Here is a 16,395-nt window from a genome sequence, read left to right as displayed (position 1 = left end):
AATGGGTCATATAGAATTTAGACTTGGCCTTTCGGGAACTGGGAAGAGTCAGTCTATTGCAAATGAGATTGCCAGGGAAGTTGAAAACAATCCACTTTCATCGCGTATCTTTTGGGTGGTTCCGGGAGTGGCATCGTATACCTCCGAGCGGCGGTTGCTCGAGCAAACAGCAGCGACGGTGCGGGCTGAGGTCATTCACTTAAGCCGACTGGCTGAACAGGCAAATACTAAACTTCAGGCCACGACAGCAACTCCTGTAAATAATACGGGCAAACGGCTTCTGTTGGCCGCAGTCTACAAGGACTGTGTAAGTGAGTTGCAGGTTCTGCACAGGGCCGAACCTTCCATTCGTTTTCTGGATTCAATTCTTGAAGTGTTTGAAGAGTTGTCCGAATTTGCTTTGGTGCCGGAACAAATTGAAGCCCAATTGGAGGTAGCTGCGACTCGCTTTGACGACATTGATCCGCTTTCTCTGACCGCCGTTGCATCCAAGTCATTGATTGGTAAACTGCGAGATATCAGTCTCATGTATGTTCGATGGAAACAGGAACTTCGGATTCGTCATCTCTATGACGCGTCTGATTTGCCGGCTCTTGTTACACCGCACTTGGACCGCTGGAGTGAATTGCCCCAGATAACCTTATATATTGACGGTTTTTCAGACATTTGCCCGCGGGACGCATTGTTCATTGCAGCCTTGGCACAGCGTGCCGCCCACACTGTCATCACACTCCCGCTGCGGAGGTCGACGGCTACCGGTCGGGCACTAGGCAGTGCCGTTTCTCACAATGAGGACGGCTTTCCCTGGGACGATCCGCTCATCCTCCAAGGGTGGATGAGCTTTCGGCGCCTGACCTGGGCTGCCGCAGAGCAGGGTCTGCAGATTGACGTACAGAAAGCACCCGTTACAGCCAAGGAAGGCCGGTTTAAGGAAGCTCCTGATTTGTCCGTACTGGCGGAGTTCTTGGCTGGAGAACGCACAGAACCAGCAGATTGGCAGGGCCAAGTGTTTTTGGCTCAAGCTCAAAATTCAAGAGCGGAGTGCGACGGAGTGGCCGCTTCCATCGCACGGTACGTCCAAGAGGAAAGCTGCGGATTTGAGGACATTGCAGTGCTGGTTCCGGACATGGAGCTCTACAGTGCGCAACTGGCAGAGAGCTTTCACGCGTACGGAATTCCGTTTAGCATGGATACGTATCCCCCTCTTGCCAATCATCCTTTGACAAAATTTCTCCTGGCGAGTCTCGTAACTGTGGACGAGGACCTGTCAGTTGAAGCGATGAAACGCTACCTAAAGACCGAGTTTTGTGGTCTGACGCCTGAGGATGGGGATTGGCTGGAGACCTACATTCAAAGCTACGAGGTTGAGGGACGGAAGATGTGGCTGTCACCTGAGCGGTGGGGATTCGCACAGGCACAAAGCGATGGTGTTGCTGCGGCGGCTGCCAGCCGCGCCGATGAGCGGGCTGAATCTCTCCGCCAGACTCTACTGTCCATACTTCAGCCTTTTGTCACCAGACTTTCTGGCGACTTGCGGCCTGCACAGTTGGCGCAAGCGTTGTGGGAGCTGTTGGTTGACGCAGGAGCTAAGCGAAAAGTAGCCCAGTGGCTCGTGGAGGAAGGAGCCGGTGCAGCGGCAAACCCCGGCGAAGGCAGTCTCCACGAACAGGCGTGGATGAAATGGATGAGTCTCTTGAATGATTTGTCGGAAACCCGTGCAGGGATACCTATGCCAAGGTCCTTTCTGTTTTCCTTAGTCTACGAAGAATGCATGACACAGTCTCTCACGACCATTCCTGAAGGCTTGCATCAGGTCCGCGTCTTGTCATTTGCTCATGCGATAGCTTGGGAAGCAAGCCGGGTGTTTGTGATGGGGGCGGCAGACGGTGTGCTCCCGGGCCGAGTTTTGCACCGCGGGCTTTTACAGGACGAAGAACGCATCCAGTTTGCAGCCCTGTTTGACCAGCGCCTAGGTTACACAACGCAGGAACGGCAAGGATTTCAACGGATGTTTGTATATTCCGTCCTCAGCCGGTCCAGTGAACACCTGGTTATCAGTTCCCCCTTGTCAAATCAAGACGGCAAGGCAATTAGACCGTCACTTCTGTTTGCCCAGATACAGGAGTGGTTCAATGGACAGTGTTCTGAGGTTTTGTGGACGAGAGAGGACGCTGTTGGCTTATTTGAAGGTGACAGAGGCCTGGCAAACATTCAAGCACCGCCAGGGCGTTTGCTTGAGTATTGGCTGCCTCGGTTGAAAGAAGGGACTCTGCCTGTAAAAGAGCTTCCACAACTGCAATCTGCCATGCTGCACTATCTAGAAAACCATCCTTGGCGTGCAGCGGCCCGTCAAGGTGTTGCCGGCCTGTCGCACCAGACGCAAGCGAAGTCATTGCCTGACAGTGTTGCCAAGCAACTCTACGGGACACCCCTGTACACCAACGTTCATCAACTTGAAACTTACGCCTCTTGCTCCTATCGGTATTTTCTTCAATATGGACTGCGGCTGCAGCCAGAGGATTTTCCCGAAATCACACCAGCAGAACGGGGAACCCTCATCCACGACGTATTGCAGGAATTTGTTGCGAAGCACATGGATGACCCTTCGTCATGGAGAAAAATGGCGGATGCTGATGTGCAGGAGTCCATCCGCCGCTTGTTTGACCAGGTTTTAGAACGCCCGACGTCTCAAATTTGGGCACGGAAAGCGTCTCGGAGACAACAGGCCCTTGAGGCGCTTCTCCTGTTAGAGCGGGCCGCGGTTGTGCTGACAAATCACGTGCGTCGAGGCGAATTTGTACCAAGGGCCTTGGAACTGTCCTTCGGAACTCGGGCTGGGGCGGACGGTGACAGCGATAAACATGGCGCTGACGGCACTGGGAACAGGCTGCCGCTGCTCAAGTTTGCGTTGGATAACGAGGTTGAAGTTTTAGTGCGGGGAAGGGTCGATCGCGTTGATACTGCGGCGGAAGGAAACGACCTAGCAATACGCATCATCGACTATAAGAGCAGTGCACTGGACTTGGATATCACTCGAATTGAATACGGACTCCGGTTGCAGTTGCCGTTGTATGGTGCTGCGCTGGTGAAGTACTCTCAACAGTTGTTTGGGCAAGAGGGTACCCTTGCGGGACTTTTGTATCTTCCCATTCAATCAGGAATAAGCGTCTCACCGAGTCCCATGAAGCCATCGGATGCGATTGCAGCACAAGCGCAACACATGCGCACGCGAGGCTGGATGTTGGCAAATGATACGTATTTGCAGTGGATGGATGGAAGCATCCGGGACGGTGCGACCGACTTGTTCAAGAAAGTATATAAAAAAGACGGCAGCCTTATGAAGACAGCCCCCGTTCTAACAGAACAAGCGTGGCAAAGTCTGTTGGGACGAGTTATTTCCCATGTGTATACACTGTCGTCTCGTATTCTCTCAGGGAAAATTCCCATTCAACCGTACCGCTTTCGGAGTGAAGAGTCTTGTACGTTTTGTCCCTACAGTGCCGTTTGTCATATTGATAAACGGTGGGACCCGTCGCCATTTCGAAATCTCAGCCCTCTTAACACAGATGATATGGAAGATTGGACTGCTTATACCGAGCATTGGCACGAGTTTATCAGTGCGGGGAGCGATGAACAATGAAGCTTCAACTTGACCGCTGGGCGCCGCAGCAACGCAAGGCCATTGAGACGAGAGATACGGACGTTCTCGTCTCTGCTGGTGCCGGGTCTGGAAAGACCTCCGTCCTCGTAGAACGCGTCGTCAGTATGATTGCCGGAGACAGGGCGATTGACTTGAACCGCTTGCTCATTGTTACGTTTACAGAAGCAGCCGCTGCGGAAATGAGGGAACGTGTTGCAAAACGCATTGGAGAGCTTCGCAAGGAAGCGGAGGACAAGGGTGATACGCAAACTGCAGCACACTTGAAAAAGCAGCAGTCGTTGATTCATCAAGCTCAAATTTCAACTCTGCACAGCTTTTGCCTGGATATTGTCCGTCGCAATTTTTTCAGTCTGGGACTTGAACCGTCCTTTTCCATTTTGTCTGAAGAAGAAGGTACTTTGCTGAAGAACGATGTCATCAACAACTTGCTCGAAGAACGCCTTGAGCAAGACCATTCGGGCCGGTTTGTTCATATGCTTCGCAGATTTCGTGTGACACAGCCCGAACGTCTGCAAAAACTTGTGTTTCGATTGGACGAATTCGCAAGGAGTCAAGCGGATCCTAAGCGGTGGCTTCGTCGTATTTCATGCCATTTCGAGCAAGCGCACAGTGGCAGTTTTAACAGCATTCCTTTTGCAGAACCGTTTTTCCAGTGGGTCCTGCGACACTTAGACACAGCTTTGCAACTGGTACGGCAAGGAATTCAATTGGCGCAGGGGCAAGACGAGTTGCAAAAATACTGTGATAATCTTGCAGAAGCTGAGCAACTACTGTCTGGAGCGCGGGAGGAGATTGTTCAGTCCAACGGCTTTGACACTGTATTGCCTCAATTCACCGCATTGCAGGGAGTGTTAAAGAAAACGGTGCGAGGCAAGGACCATCCGTTAAAGGAAAGAGTCAAAGAACTGCGCAATCGCGTGAAGAAAGAGTTGGTCGAAGTCACTGAAGTGCTTGCGCGGGGGGAGAGTGCACTCCTTCAGGATATGGTTGAGATGACAGGAGACTTAGCTGTTTTACTGGAGCTTGTAGAGGCGTTTCAGACACGTACGCAGGAGCAAAAGAAGCAGCGTTCCCAACTTGACTTCAGTGACTTGGAGCACCTGGCACTTGAAGCCATCGACAATCCGGCCAATGGCGAGAAGCAGCGTCTACAGGAGCAGTTCAAACAAATTTTTGTTGATGAATATCAAGATACAAGCTCGATTCAGGATGCGCTGGTGAGCGCAGTTCAAAACGGTCAAGGCAATCTGTTTGTTGTTGGAGATGTGAAGCAGAGCATTTACCGTTTTCGGATGGCAGAGCCGCAACTGTTTCTCGACGAACGTGAAAGATTGGGAGCAGGCGCAGGGGCTGCGATTGATTTGGCAGCCAATTATCGCAGCCGCAGACAGGTTGTCGATATGGTGAACCTGGTGTTTTCTCAGTTATTTAGTCCTGCCTTCGGAGGAATCAATTACGATGCAGAGACACAGATGCAATTCGGTGCCCTATACCCAGAGTCCGACAGTCAAGCTGGACTGTCCGGGCCTGTTGAACTTCACTTGATTGAACGGCGGAGCCGGAGCGAAGGTGGGGTCGAGTCGGAGCTCATTGCTCATAAATCAGGAGAACAGGGTTCAGTAGAGCATTCGGCAGATGATTCTAGTTCACAAACCGATGAAACGGTTGACGACAACGAGGATGAGCCGGTTGATTTGACGAACATTGAGCGCGAAGCATTGGTCATGGCAGAGCGGGTCTTAGACTTGATGGGCAACAATGACGACGGCCAGAGACAGGTATACGATACAAAATTGCAGAAATATCGTCCGCTTCGCTATAGTGACATCGTCATCTTAATGAGATCGACAAAAGGAAGAATCAACACTGTGCTTGATGTTTTTACACAGAAGGGGATTCCCGCATACGGTGCCACCTCCTCCGGCTTTTATGGAGCCCTTGAGATTCAATGGCTGGTGAGTGCTGTAGCGGCTGTTGACAATCCTCGTCGAGAAGTCGACTTTGTCAGTCTGCTGCGGTCCCCATTAGCCGCATTTTCTGACCATGACTTGGCCCAAATTCGGCTCGTGCGAACGGGGAACTTTTACGAAACAGTGAAGGCAGCTGCTAAGAGTGATGACGTTGGTGCCGAGTTGAAAACGAGGTTGAGCAGCTTTTTGTCCCAGTTTAGGGGATGGCGTCAAAAGGCACGCCAGGATAAGGCATATGATGTTCTCAAACGAATTGTCGATGAGACGAACGTGCTGTACTATTTGCTTGGTATGCCGGGAGGTCCCACTCGAAGGGCTAATTTAGAAGCACTTTTGGACAAAGCGCGGGAGTTTGACAAAACCTCCTACGACGGGATATTCGGTTTCGTTCAGAGGCTGCGCGACACTGTTAAACAGGAACTGGATGCTGGTGAAGCTAGAACTCTCGGTGAAAACGAGGATGTGGTCCGGGTCATGACGATACACCAAAGCAAAGGGCTAGAGTTTCCTGTGGTGTTCGTCGCTGATTTGGGGAAGACCTTCTATCAAGGGCCGGAAGACAAGGCGTTTCCTTTGCATCGGGATTACGGGTTTGGTCCAGAGTTTCACGATGCTGAGTATGGGCGCAGGTGGAAAACACTTCCTTCGATTGCACTGCTGGAAGTGAATCAGTCTGGTTTTCTAGAAGAAGAGGCACGGGTATTGTACGTTGCGTTGACTCGCGCAAAGGAAAAACTGATTCTTGTTGGGTCCCAAGGGAATCTTGGAAAGGTCATAACGAACGCGGCACAAGGCGCCGCAATCGGAGGCAAGCCGCTGTCTCGGTCTGTCCTTATGAACGCGTCTACGTATTTGGACTGGGTGCTGACAATACTGTTTCGGCATCCTGCACGACAGCGGCTGTACCCTCTGCTGGATGCAGACATGGTAGGCCTGCTTCCTCCGCCGAGTCAGACAGGAGCAGACGTGGACGTAAAGCTGTGGAACACAGATGCAGGGGCTGCCCTGCCTCACTTGCAGACGCCGTTGGATGACTCCAACGAATTTAGCGACAAAAGAATTCAGGTTCCTCCGGAAGCCGGTTCTATTGATGAGTTTGAGACCTGGCTTAAAAATCTGCCGATTGGTTCTGATGAAAGAGGGAGCTTTAGCTCTGAGAGACAGCTGCGGACCGCCTCTTGGTCGAGCTTTATGGATGTATCGGTCCAAGGGGAGAGTCACCTTGTTGATATCCCAGGTAAAGTCACGGCAACGGAACTGCGACGCCTTTGGTCTAGTCAATCCCGACAGTCAACGTCGCGACCTGCAACCGGATTGGGAACAGCGGAAAACCTGCTTGACAGTCCGATGCTGGCTCGTACGGCTGACTCCGTCAGACACGACGCATCGAGACGCGATGATAACTCTGCACCGATAGTGGTACCAGTGAGTCCTCGAGAGAGCGGAATTGCTTTTCACGCTGCCATGCAGCATATTGACTTATCTGTACAAGAGTCTCTTGCCGGTGTATCACACGCCTTGGATAAGTTAGTTGATGACAACAAACTGTCCGAGGCAATGAGAGCAGCTGTTTCAGACGACGACGTGTTGTCCTTTTTGTCATCTCCTCTTGGCAGAAGACTCACTGCCGCCAAGAGAGTGTACAGGGAACAGCCCTTCTTCAGTCGAATCGCAGTCCCCGACCCCAAGCAGGGAAAAGGCAGCACATCGTTCATCGTTGTTCAGGGCGTTATCGATTGCCTCGCCGAAGAAGAAGACGGATGGCTGTTGATAGACTACAAAACGGACAGAGTCACACAGTCCTACGTAGAAACACAGGCAACGGAATATGCAGCACAGGTCGCCACGTATGTGCAAGTTGCGCGCCAAGTGTGTAGAACGGACGACGTTCAACCCTATTTGTACTTCGTGAAGGCTGGCGCTGCCATCAAGATGGAAACAGTGGATTTGAGCAGGTTGTTTTCTAGTTGATTCGGTCAGAAGTTGCCCCAACGATTGAGCCGTTTGAGGATAAGGAGTGGAATTGTTGAAGCGGATTGCCGTTGACATGGATGAGGTTGTTGCAGACTTTGGCGGAAAACATTTGAAACTCTATAATGAAACGTATCAGGAGAGCGTGTCTGCTGAAGATTTTCTCGGCCGGCGCCTATGGCAATATGACAGTCACCGTGCAGATGAAATTCTGGAGATGCTGAATGATACAGACTTCTTTCGAGACTTGGATGTCGTTGAAGGAAGCCAGGATGTACTGAAAGAGTTACACGAGCATTATGAGATTTTTATTGCGACTGCAGCCATGGAGCGTCCGACGTCCTTTACTGCAAAGTATGAATGGCTCAGAGAACACTTTCCCTTTCTTTCAGACAAGAACTTTGTGTTCTGTGGCAATAAGGGTATTCTTCACGCGGATTATTTAATTGATGACAGCGTGCGTCACTTTAAGGGGTTTGTCGGTCAGGGGATTTTGTATACAGCTGGTCACAACATCCACGAAGAAGGCTATGTACGAGTCAAAAATTGGCAGGAAGTCCGCGACTATTTTCTGTAAATGAACAAAAACCATAGCTTTTTGCGTGAGTAACGTGAAGCATCAGTGAAGCCCCTGGGGGATGGAGCGAAATTTATCCATCCTCCATTTTTATCTCCCATTTTAGCTTTTTGTACCTCAGTTCTTGATATGCCTCGATGGGTGATTCACAACAAACTCCTCTCCCTTTAAGCCTGACTGTATATCCAACTGCAGTATTGACACTCGGTATATAATGACAGTGACTATCAAAAAACATGAACATTCATATGGAATTAGGAATCATTAGACGGTTTGGTGCATTATGAACTCACTCTTGAAAGGTGGTAAACTGTCATGAAGGAAAAGAAAAGTCAAAAATGGTGGGCTCTTGGTGCAATTGCACTGGCGGTTATGGCAATTGGTTTGGATATGACCGTTTTAAACTTGGCCTTGCCGACTCTGAGTACGGCATTACATGCGTCTTCCACACAACTATTGTGGTTTGTTGATGCCTACGCTCTGGTACTGGCCGCAGCGATGTTACCCGCTGGCATGCTGGGAGACCGAATTGGGAGGAAAAAATTACTCCTCATTGCGCTCGCTGTTTTTGGGCTTGGTTCATTGGCTTGTGCGTATTCACCATCGGCCACTGTGTTCATCTTATCTCGGATTTTGTTGGGTCTCGGAGCAGCCGCTCTCTTTCCGCTTGCACTGTCTATCATACCCGTGTCTTTTTCAGACAGTGAGCGTCCCAAGGCCGTGGCAGTCTTGATGGTAGCAACCTTGATTTCGTTTCCGGTGGGACCCATTCTCGGCGGCTGGATGCTAACCCATTACTGGTGGGGAACGGTGTTCCTGATGAATGTACCCATCGTCATCCTGGCAATCATTGCTGTAGCTTTTCTTCTGACAGAGTCCCGTTCATCTGAACGCGGCCCAATTGATTGGTTAGGCATCATCACATCAAGCGTTGGTCTAACGGCTCTCACATATGGGGTGATTGAATCCGGCCCACATGGCTTTAACAGCAGTGCCGCTATGATTCCGATTATCGTGGGCGTCCTAGTCTTAGTTGCTTGTGTCTGGTGGGAACGAAAAGCACGGAACCCGCTGATTGATTTGTCACTGTTCTCGTCTCGTGCCTTCTTGTGGGGAACGGTTTTAACAACACTGGTCTCGTTTGTGATGTTTGGGGTTCTGTTTGCCACGCCGCAATACTTTCAAGATGTGCTTGGTTTAACTGCGTTTGAAAGTGGTCTCAGGCTTCTTCCCTTGATTGCAGGTCTGCTGGTTGGCGCCATCGCGGCGACTCGTTTAGCAGCCTTCGCCGGGGCGAAATGGGCCGTCGGTCTTGGTTTCGTTCTGTTGGCAGCAGGGGTTCTCATAGGTGGCAGAACAACGATTCATAGTGAAGCCGGATTTTCTGTTTGGTGGCTTTCCATCAGTGGTTTAGGACTGGGATTTGCAATGCCAACAGCAATGGATGCGGCCCTTGGCGCTCTTTCCGGTGAGCGAAGCGGAGTTGGTTCGGCACTCATTCAGGCTGTTCGCCAGGCGGGCGGAACCATTGGGGTGGCTGTCTTGGGCAGTGTTTTGGCAGGCGGCTATCGTCATCACCTAAATGTTCATGGACTTCCTTCGTCGATTGCAAGTCTGGCACAGAAAAATGTGTCCGCAGGAATTGAGACAGCGCATAAGCTGGGGCTTCCAGGTCTGCTGGAGTCCGTCAGGGCATCCTTTGTCCACGGCATGAATGAAGCCCTGTGGGTCAGCGGTAGTATTGCAATTCTTGATGTAATTCTGGCACTTACCTTCCTTCCCGGCCGCGTACACAGCGAAAAGAAGGGAGATGTCTCAGAATGACGAAACATAGAAATAAGGGAATGGCAAAGCACAGCTTCTTGTAAAATTTGGCGATCGACTAGGGTCCATTCCGTGCTGTCGTCGTGCGGAATGAACCGGGCTTTTCGATAGGGCATCGTTCGCCAGTAAGGGGAACGATACAATGGAACAGGCGAAGCAACAGCAAATGGGTTTGCGGGATAGAAAAAAGCTGAAAACGCGAATGTCAATTCAGCAGCATGCGATGAAACTGTTCAAGAAACAGGGGTATACAGAGACTACGGTAGAACAGATTGCTGAGGCTGCAGAAATCTCACCCAGCACATTTTTTCGTTACTTTCCTACGAAGGAGTCTGTCGTTCTAACGGATTTCTACGATCCCGTTATCATGGAGACATTTGTCTCACAGCCCAAAGACTTACCTCCAATAGAAGCCCTTCGCAACGGTATGAGAGATGCATTTGCCGCCATGTCATCTGACGAACAGACATCGGAGATGGAAAGAACGAAACTGATAATGTCGGTACCGGAGCTTCGAGCGGCCATTTTGAGTAATTTCCTGGACATATTTGGCCTGCTGAACCAAGCTTTGGCGAAGCGTACTGACAGAAGCTCGGATGATTCAGAAGTGCGTATGTTTACCGGTGCGTTTTTCGGGGTTGCACTGGCTGCTGGTGTGATGTGGATGGAGGACCCTGAGCGGGATATGCTGGAAATGATTGATGATGCAATTGAGTATTTAAAAAAGGGCGTACCATTGGATTAACACCATGGATGAAACTTGATTCAGCTTATCTTGTTCAAGGCAGAGCTCAACGGCTTGAGCTCTGCTTTAACTAGGATGCGTTCTGAGCAGGAAACAAGATTGCAGTTGTAAAACACTTAATTTTGAGATTGTTTTGAATTAAGTATATTTAACTTTTATACAATGGAATTTCTATATCCATATTCGAGGGTATGAGTGATTTCTGGAGAGGGGTAGTTTCAGAATGCGTTAGCAAAACTTATTTTCTGGGAGGGAATGGTATGGAAGAAAACGGAGGATTAAAACAGAAGCTGAATCTATTAGACCTTACTTTTCTTGGGCTCGGCGCTATCATCGGATCCGGATGGCTGTTTGGATCATTGAATGGCGCCATTATTGCGGGTCCTTCTGCATGGATTGCCTGGATTATTGGTGCCGTTGCGGTTCTTCTCATTGGTCTAGTCTATGCTGAATTAGGGGGCGCTCTTCCGCGAGCAGGAGGTATCATCCGTTACCCTGAATACTCTCACGGTCCAATGGTTGGTTATCTAATGGGATTCGCTGCACTTATTGCGTACTCCAGCGTTGCTGGAATTGAGGCAGAAGCGATGAGAGGATACGCTCAGAGCTGGTGGCCCGCCTTGGGGACAGCAAGCGGGAGCGTTACAGTTACCGGGTGGTTTGTACAACTTCTTCTTTTGGCTGTCTTCTTCTTTTTGAACTATTGGAGTGTAAATGTATTTGGCAAGGTTAACTCAATTGTCACAGCCTTCAAGTTTGTTGTTCCCATACTAGTACTGGTTATCCTTCTGGGACATATGCATGGGGTCAACTTCTCATCTCACGGATTTGCCCCCCATGGATTCACAGGCGTAGAGTCAGCGGTTTCCACCGCAGGCATCGTGTTTGCTTTCCTTGGCTTTCGCCAGGCTGTAGACTTTGCAGGAGAAGCCAAGAATCCGCAGAGAAATGTCCCCCTGGCCATTATTATGGCAATTACGATTGCAGCTGTTCTTTACGTGTTACTTCAGATCGCGTTTGTAGGTGCAATACCGGGTCAAGACTTAGCCAGCGGGTGGACGAAGGGGCTGCGAGTGACATTCAAGGCACCGTACGCCGATTTAGCGACCGCTTTAGGTGTAATGTGGCTGGCGACGTTGACAAAAATTGATGCTGTGATATCTCCCAGCGGTACAGGGAATATTTATCTGGCGTCGACCTCAAGGGTGATATATGCTTGGGCCAAAACAGGAACTTTCTTTAAATTATTTGCAAAAGTCAATAAAAAAACAGGCGTGCCGCGTGCTTCCCTGTGGCTCACATTTATTCTATCCGTGTTTTGGACACTGCCCTTTCCAACCTGGAACAAACTGGTGGGTGTTATCTCGTCAGCTACCGTCATGACTTATATCATTGGGCCTATTTCTGCCTCTGCACTTCGCAGTACTGCATCTGACCTCAAGAGACCTTTTAAACTTGGCGGAATACGTATTATCGCGCCGCTGGCATTTATTGTTTCTTCTCTGATTATCTATTGGACAGGATGGAAGGTTGATTCCTGGCTGATTGGACTGCAAGTTGTCGTATGGCTGGTTTACCTGTTGCTGCAAACCAAAATGCCAAAGGATAAATACTCCATCAGGCAGCAATTGAGTGCATCCTGGTGGCTGATTGCTTACTATGTTTTGATGTTTTTTGTCTCTCTCTTAGGCTCAAAGTCCTTTGACGGACTCAACGTGCTTTCTACCCCGTGGGATCAAATTGCCGTTGTCGTCATCGCCATCGTCTGCTATTACTGGGGGGTTGCCTCGGCCGTCCGGGTGCCTCATTATCAGGAAAGTCCGGAATCTGATGCAAAGGTTGCACTCGACACCTATTAGAGGACTGCAGGCGCACTGTGTCCGTTGTTGACAATAAAGGGGCGGCAGTACAAGGACTGGTTTAAGGACTGATTGAAGTACCAGCTTGTGCTGCCGCTGAGTCTGCTTGCTGAAGTAAGGCTTGCGTAACCCGTCGGAACCTATACCCAATCTGTCGTAGTGACGGTCTGCTCTGTCACGACGTTTCCCGTGTGCAGTGTGGATTTTGGCTCCAGCAGGAGAACCTGCACCTCTTCCTCAGCGACTGGCGAGTGCTCAATTCCTCTGGGGATGACTGTAAACTCTCCGTCTCTTAATATGATTTCCCCATCTCGCAAACGGATGCGCAAGGTGCCGCTGATAACATAGAACATTTCGTCTTCGTTCTCGTGTTTATGCCACACAAATTCACCCTTTAGCTTCGCCAACTTTACATACGAGTCGTTCAGTTCCGCTGCCACTCGCGGGTGCCAGTAATCATGAAACATGGAGAACTTTTCTTCAAGGTTAATTTTCGACACCATTGGATGCAGTCCTTCCGTTTAGTCATTCACTGTCATACGAGGGAGTTTAGCACAGTTGTCCCTTCACGGCGATGGCACTTGCAAGCGGATGCTCCTGCATTCAATGAAATTGACTGCATTCTAATGAAACACTATTTCATGAAACATCATGCAGGGTGTACTCCGTCTAGTTCATGGAGGGAGCGGAATCGTTGCATGAAAAGATATTCTTCATTGATTACATTGGGTGCGGTCACGAGCTTGGCTTTTTTGGCTAGCGGATGCAGCGCGCACAGCGGCACTCACGCGGCATCGACTGAACAGACGAATCAATCGAGTCACAGGCTGACCCATGTTTACGCGCCTGGGAAGAAACTGGCTGGCAACAAGAATTCCACGCTGGCTGGACATTCATTACCCAGAAGCTTAGGAAACATGAGTTTTCCGTCAAATGGTAAGAATTCGTATCTCATTAGCCTGAACATGATGAATTCGAAGACAGGATACCTTTCGGGCTATCTGAATGGTCACTTCAGCATCTGGCGAACGGTCGACGGAGGGCATCATTGGAACAAAACCCCTGTGCCGCAGGTTCCCGTTTCAAATTCTGAGTCCAGTTTTGTTCCGGTTGTTTTCTTCAAGTCAAGTACTGACGGCTGGGCAGCTTGGATAGGGCGGACCGCCAAAGGTCATATCCTTCATGTACTCACAACGACGAATGGCGGTCGCACATGGGGAGTACATGCGCAGAAGGTGCTATCCGTTGCCAATTACATCCGAGCCATTGACTTTTCATCACTGAAAGATGGTTGGATTCAAGCTTTTTCAGGGGGCGTGATGAATCAGGGAGACACGACCATTTTTCACACGGGGAATGGGGGCAAGACGTGGACAATGGTATCGTCTGCGGGCGGTTATGTTCCGAATCAACATGCTACGGCTCATGCTTTACCAGAGCTGGACGTGTCCATGCCAATGACCTTTACCAATGCTGTCGATGGATGGGTTGCAGTCGGCAATGTAGTTCGGACAAAGACAATGGCTTCTCTTTACCATACGAACACAGTTGGCAGGGTATGGAGCCCTGTACACCTTCCGGTTCCGAAGGGTGATAAGGAAGGTTTTGTAACGACAGGATATAAACCGGTGTTTAGTGGAAAGACCGGGACGGAGTTGTTTCAGTTCTATCACGCGGGGGAAAACAACATCGTCAGTTATCGTACGTCAAATTACGGATCACGGTGGAACATCGAATCGGTTCTGTCACTCCAACACCAAGATGCCCGGATCCGAGAATCCTACTTGAATGCTGATGAAGTATGGATCATTGGAAGTTCAGGTACACCCTTTGAAAGGACGGAAGACGGTGGGCGGTCCTGGTCGCGTGTCGCGGTGACGGGATCGATCGAAAAGCTGTTACACAGCGGGTTTACAGTAAAGAAACTAGAGATGGTGACACGAGTTACTGGTTGGATGCTACTGAACTACATGAATCCACAAAACGGGCGAATTCACACGTCTGTGCTCAAGACAACTGACGGGGGCACAACATGGTCTGTTCAAACCTGCGGCGGATAAGATGGGTGTGCGTCGCATTGGAGCCTGAAGAAACCATTCATGTCGTGCGGGCATTTCGTGCAATTGGACACGGATTTGCAACACTGGAGGCTGCAGATGCATTTGCCATGGAAGTTGATGAAGATGAAAGCTATCAGCGGTTGGTGGATTTCTTTTTGCTGGGACTGAAGAAGTAAGTCATCCTTCGAATGTGATCGTTCGACAATCGCTCTCACGTCAAGAGGATAGCAAGATGACATCGGCTATTTGCTGGCTTGTCGGCAGAATCTTCAATCACATGACAATAGTCCCAACAATTACCACATTGTAAAGCGCCTGACCAGCAGTCCTAAGACCATGTCATTGTGATGGGACCAAAGTCGTATATTCAACGTTTCGCCCAATTTGCTATGATAGCTAAGACAAAAGGAGCGACCGGGATGATAAAACGACTATGGCACCACTATGACAGGGCAATCTGGGTTCGATTCTTCGGTCAGATAATTACCGCTGTCGGAAACTTTATGATAACCCCCTTTATCACCTTGTACCTTTATGAAAAACTGCATATTCACCTTATGTCTACCATGGTGATTGCCTCGATGTCTCCAGCAGTAGGATTAGTCGTGGGATTGTTGGCAGGAAATCTGACCGATCGTTTTGGACGCAAGTCGCTCATGTGCGTCTCTTTATTCGGGCAGGCATTTTCCATGCTTTTGTTTGGCTTTGCATCGACTGTCTGGCAGTTCGCTGTCATCACGATTTTGCAGGGCGCTTTTAACGCCATGTATTTTCCCGCAGCTAGTGCTCAGGTTACAGATGTAGTCAAGGAAGAACAGCGCAGTGAGGTGTTTTCTTTGCTGCACATGGGTCTCAATGTAGGAGCGGCAGTGGGACCTTTGGTGGGAGCGAGTTTTTTCCAATCCTCACCGCTGATTTTATTTCTAACAGCGGCAGGGTCGGCTGCAATGGCGGGATTGTTGATTCTGGTGTATATTCCTGAAACAAAACCCCGTACGCACACATCCGATTTACTGAAGGGGTCAGCTCAAAAGGATGAAGCAGCATCGCGTGTTACAGACCCAGGCAGAGGAACAGGGCTCTACGTCCTGATTATTTGGATCACGGTCCTGAGCTTACCCATCCAACTCCTCTACGCCCAAGTTCGTACGAACCTGCCGATTCATTTATCACATCACTTTGCGAACTACGTTCATGTCTTTGCTCTGATGCAGACGTTCAATGGCATCAGCGTGATTGTGCTGCAAATGGTCATCGCCCGTATTACCCGAAAACACCAGGCATGGGCACTCATACTGTTTTCTTATGTGGCATTCGCTTCTGTGGGGATTGGTTATGCCTTTGCTCCGTCTTTGGGCGTGCTCCTGGCAGTGGAATTTGTCTTTACGTTGGGAGAGATGATTGGGTTTCCTCAACTCCAGCATGTCGTGTCGCTTTTGGCACCAGCGGATAAACGAGGAAAATACTTCTCCATATTTGGTTTGCGTTGGACGGCTGGCTCAATTGTGGGTCCGCTAGCTGGCGGGTGGGTAATGAAGACTCTCAGCGGAAGTTACTTATTTGCCGGCATTGGTGTGGTTATCTTTGTTTCGGGTCTTTTGATGGTTTGGACGCTGAGAACAAAAGCAAGGCCCGTGTCCCACTCAGAAGAGACCGTGCACAGTCTGTCTTAAAGTCAGTCTTAAAAGAATTTATCCTGAGCTAGGATGCATCTATTATGTCTACTAC

10 protein-coding genes are annotated in these 16,395 nt (G+C 49.8%); 9 read left to right on the top strand and 1 reads right to left on the bottom strand.

The annotated features are described in order from the left end of the window. Position 1 precedes the first annotated feature (1 nt). The 6 genes from GI364_RS15730 (at position 2) to GI364_RS15705 (ending at position 12,607) form a co-directional block, all read left to right on the top strand. Positions 2–3,640, top strand: coding sequence for a PD-(D/E)XK nuclease family protein (locus GI364_RS15730; RefSeq protein WP_198850195.1), 3,639 nt, complete (start codon positions 2–4; stop codon positions 3,638–3,640). Continuing rightward, a complete protein-coding gene (locus GI364_RS15725) occupies positions 3,637–7,602 on the top strand; it encodes a UvrD-helicase domain-containing protein (RefSeq protein ID WP_198850194.1) in 3,966 nt (1,321 codons plus the stop codon). Before GI364_RS15730 ends, GI364_RS15725 begins: the two co-directional genes overlap by 4 nt. A 46-nt stretch (positions 7,603–7,648) precedes the next feature. Further along, a complete protein-coding gene (locus GI364_RS15720; RefSeq protein ID WP_233095822.1) occupies positions 7,649–8,179 on the top strand; it encodes a 5' nucleotidase, NT5C type in 531 nt (176 codons plus the stop codon). A gap of 315 nt (positions 8,180–8,494) precedes the next feature. Further along, on the top strand, positions 8,495–10,003 hold the full coding sequence (locus GI364_RS15715; RefSeq protein ID WP_198850193.1) for a DHA2 family efflux MFS transporter permease subunit: 1,509 nt from the start codon (positions 8,495–8,497) through the stop codon (positions 10,001–10,003). A gap of 142 nt (positions 10,004–10,145) precedes the next feature. Further along, entirely contained in the window at positions 10,146–10,748 is a 603-nt protein-coding gene (locus GI364_RS15710) for an acyl-CoA-like ligand-binding transcription factor (protein WP_233095821.1), read from the top strand. Between the two features lie 260 nt (positions 10,749–11,008). Further along, positions 11,009–12,607, top strand: a complete 1,599-nt coding sequence (locus tag GI364_RS15705) for an APC family permease (protein WP_198850192.1) — start codon at positions 11,009–11,011, stop codon at positions 12,605–12,607. A 140-nt stretch (positions 12,608–12,747) separates the two neighbouring features. On the opposite strand, the gene GI364_RS15700 is transcribed toward GI364_RS15705, so the two are convergent. Beyond that, a complete protein-coding gene (locus tag GI364_RS15700) occupies positions 12,748–13,110 on the bottom strand; it encodes a cupin domain-containing protein (protein WP_198850191.1) in 363 nt (120 codons plus the stop codon). Positions 13,111–13,305: 195 nt separating this feature from the next. Here GI364_RS15700 and GI364_RS15695 point away from each other — a divergent pair, with 195 nt between their 5' ends. The 3 genes from GI364_RS15695 (at position 13,306) to GI364_RS15685 (ending at position 16,340) form a co-directional block, all read left to right on the top strand. Then, positions 13,306–14,667, top strand: a complete 1,362-nt coding sequence (locus tag GI364_RS15695) for a hypothetical protein (protein ID WP_198850190.1) — start codon at positions 13,306–13,308, stop codon at positions 14,665–14,667. Positions 14,668–14,684: 17 nt separating this feature from the next. Beyond that, entirely contained in the window at positions 14,685–14,843 is a 159-nt protein-coding gene (locus tag GI364_RS15690) for a TetR-like C-terminal domain-containing protein (RefSeq protein WP_198850189.1), read from the top strand. A gap of 243 nt (positions 14,844–15,086) precedes the next feature. Next, positions 15,087–16,340, top strand: a complete 1,254-nt coding sequence (locus GI364_RS15685; protein ID WP_198850188.1) for an MDR family MFS transporter — start codon at positions 15,087–15,089, stop codon at positions 16,338–16,340. Positions 16,341–16,395: the final 55 nt, after the last annotated feature.

This window comes from Alicyclobacillus sp. SO9, from assembly GCF_016406125.1.
GTDB lineage: Bacteria > Bacillota > Bacilli > Alicyclobacillales > Alicyclobacillaceae > SO9.
The sequence above is the reverse complement of the archived record's forward strand: the minus strand, read 5'-3'. Positions and strand labels throughout refer to the sequence as shown.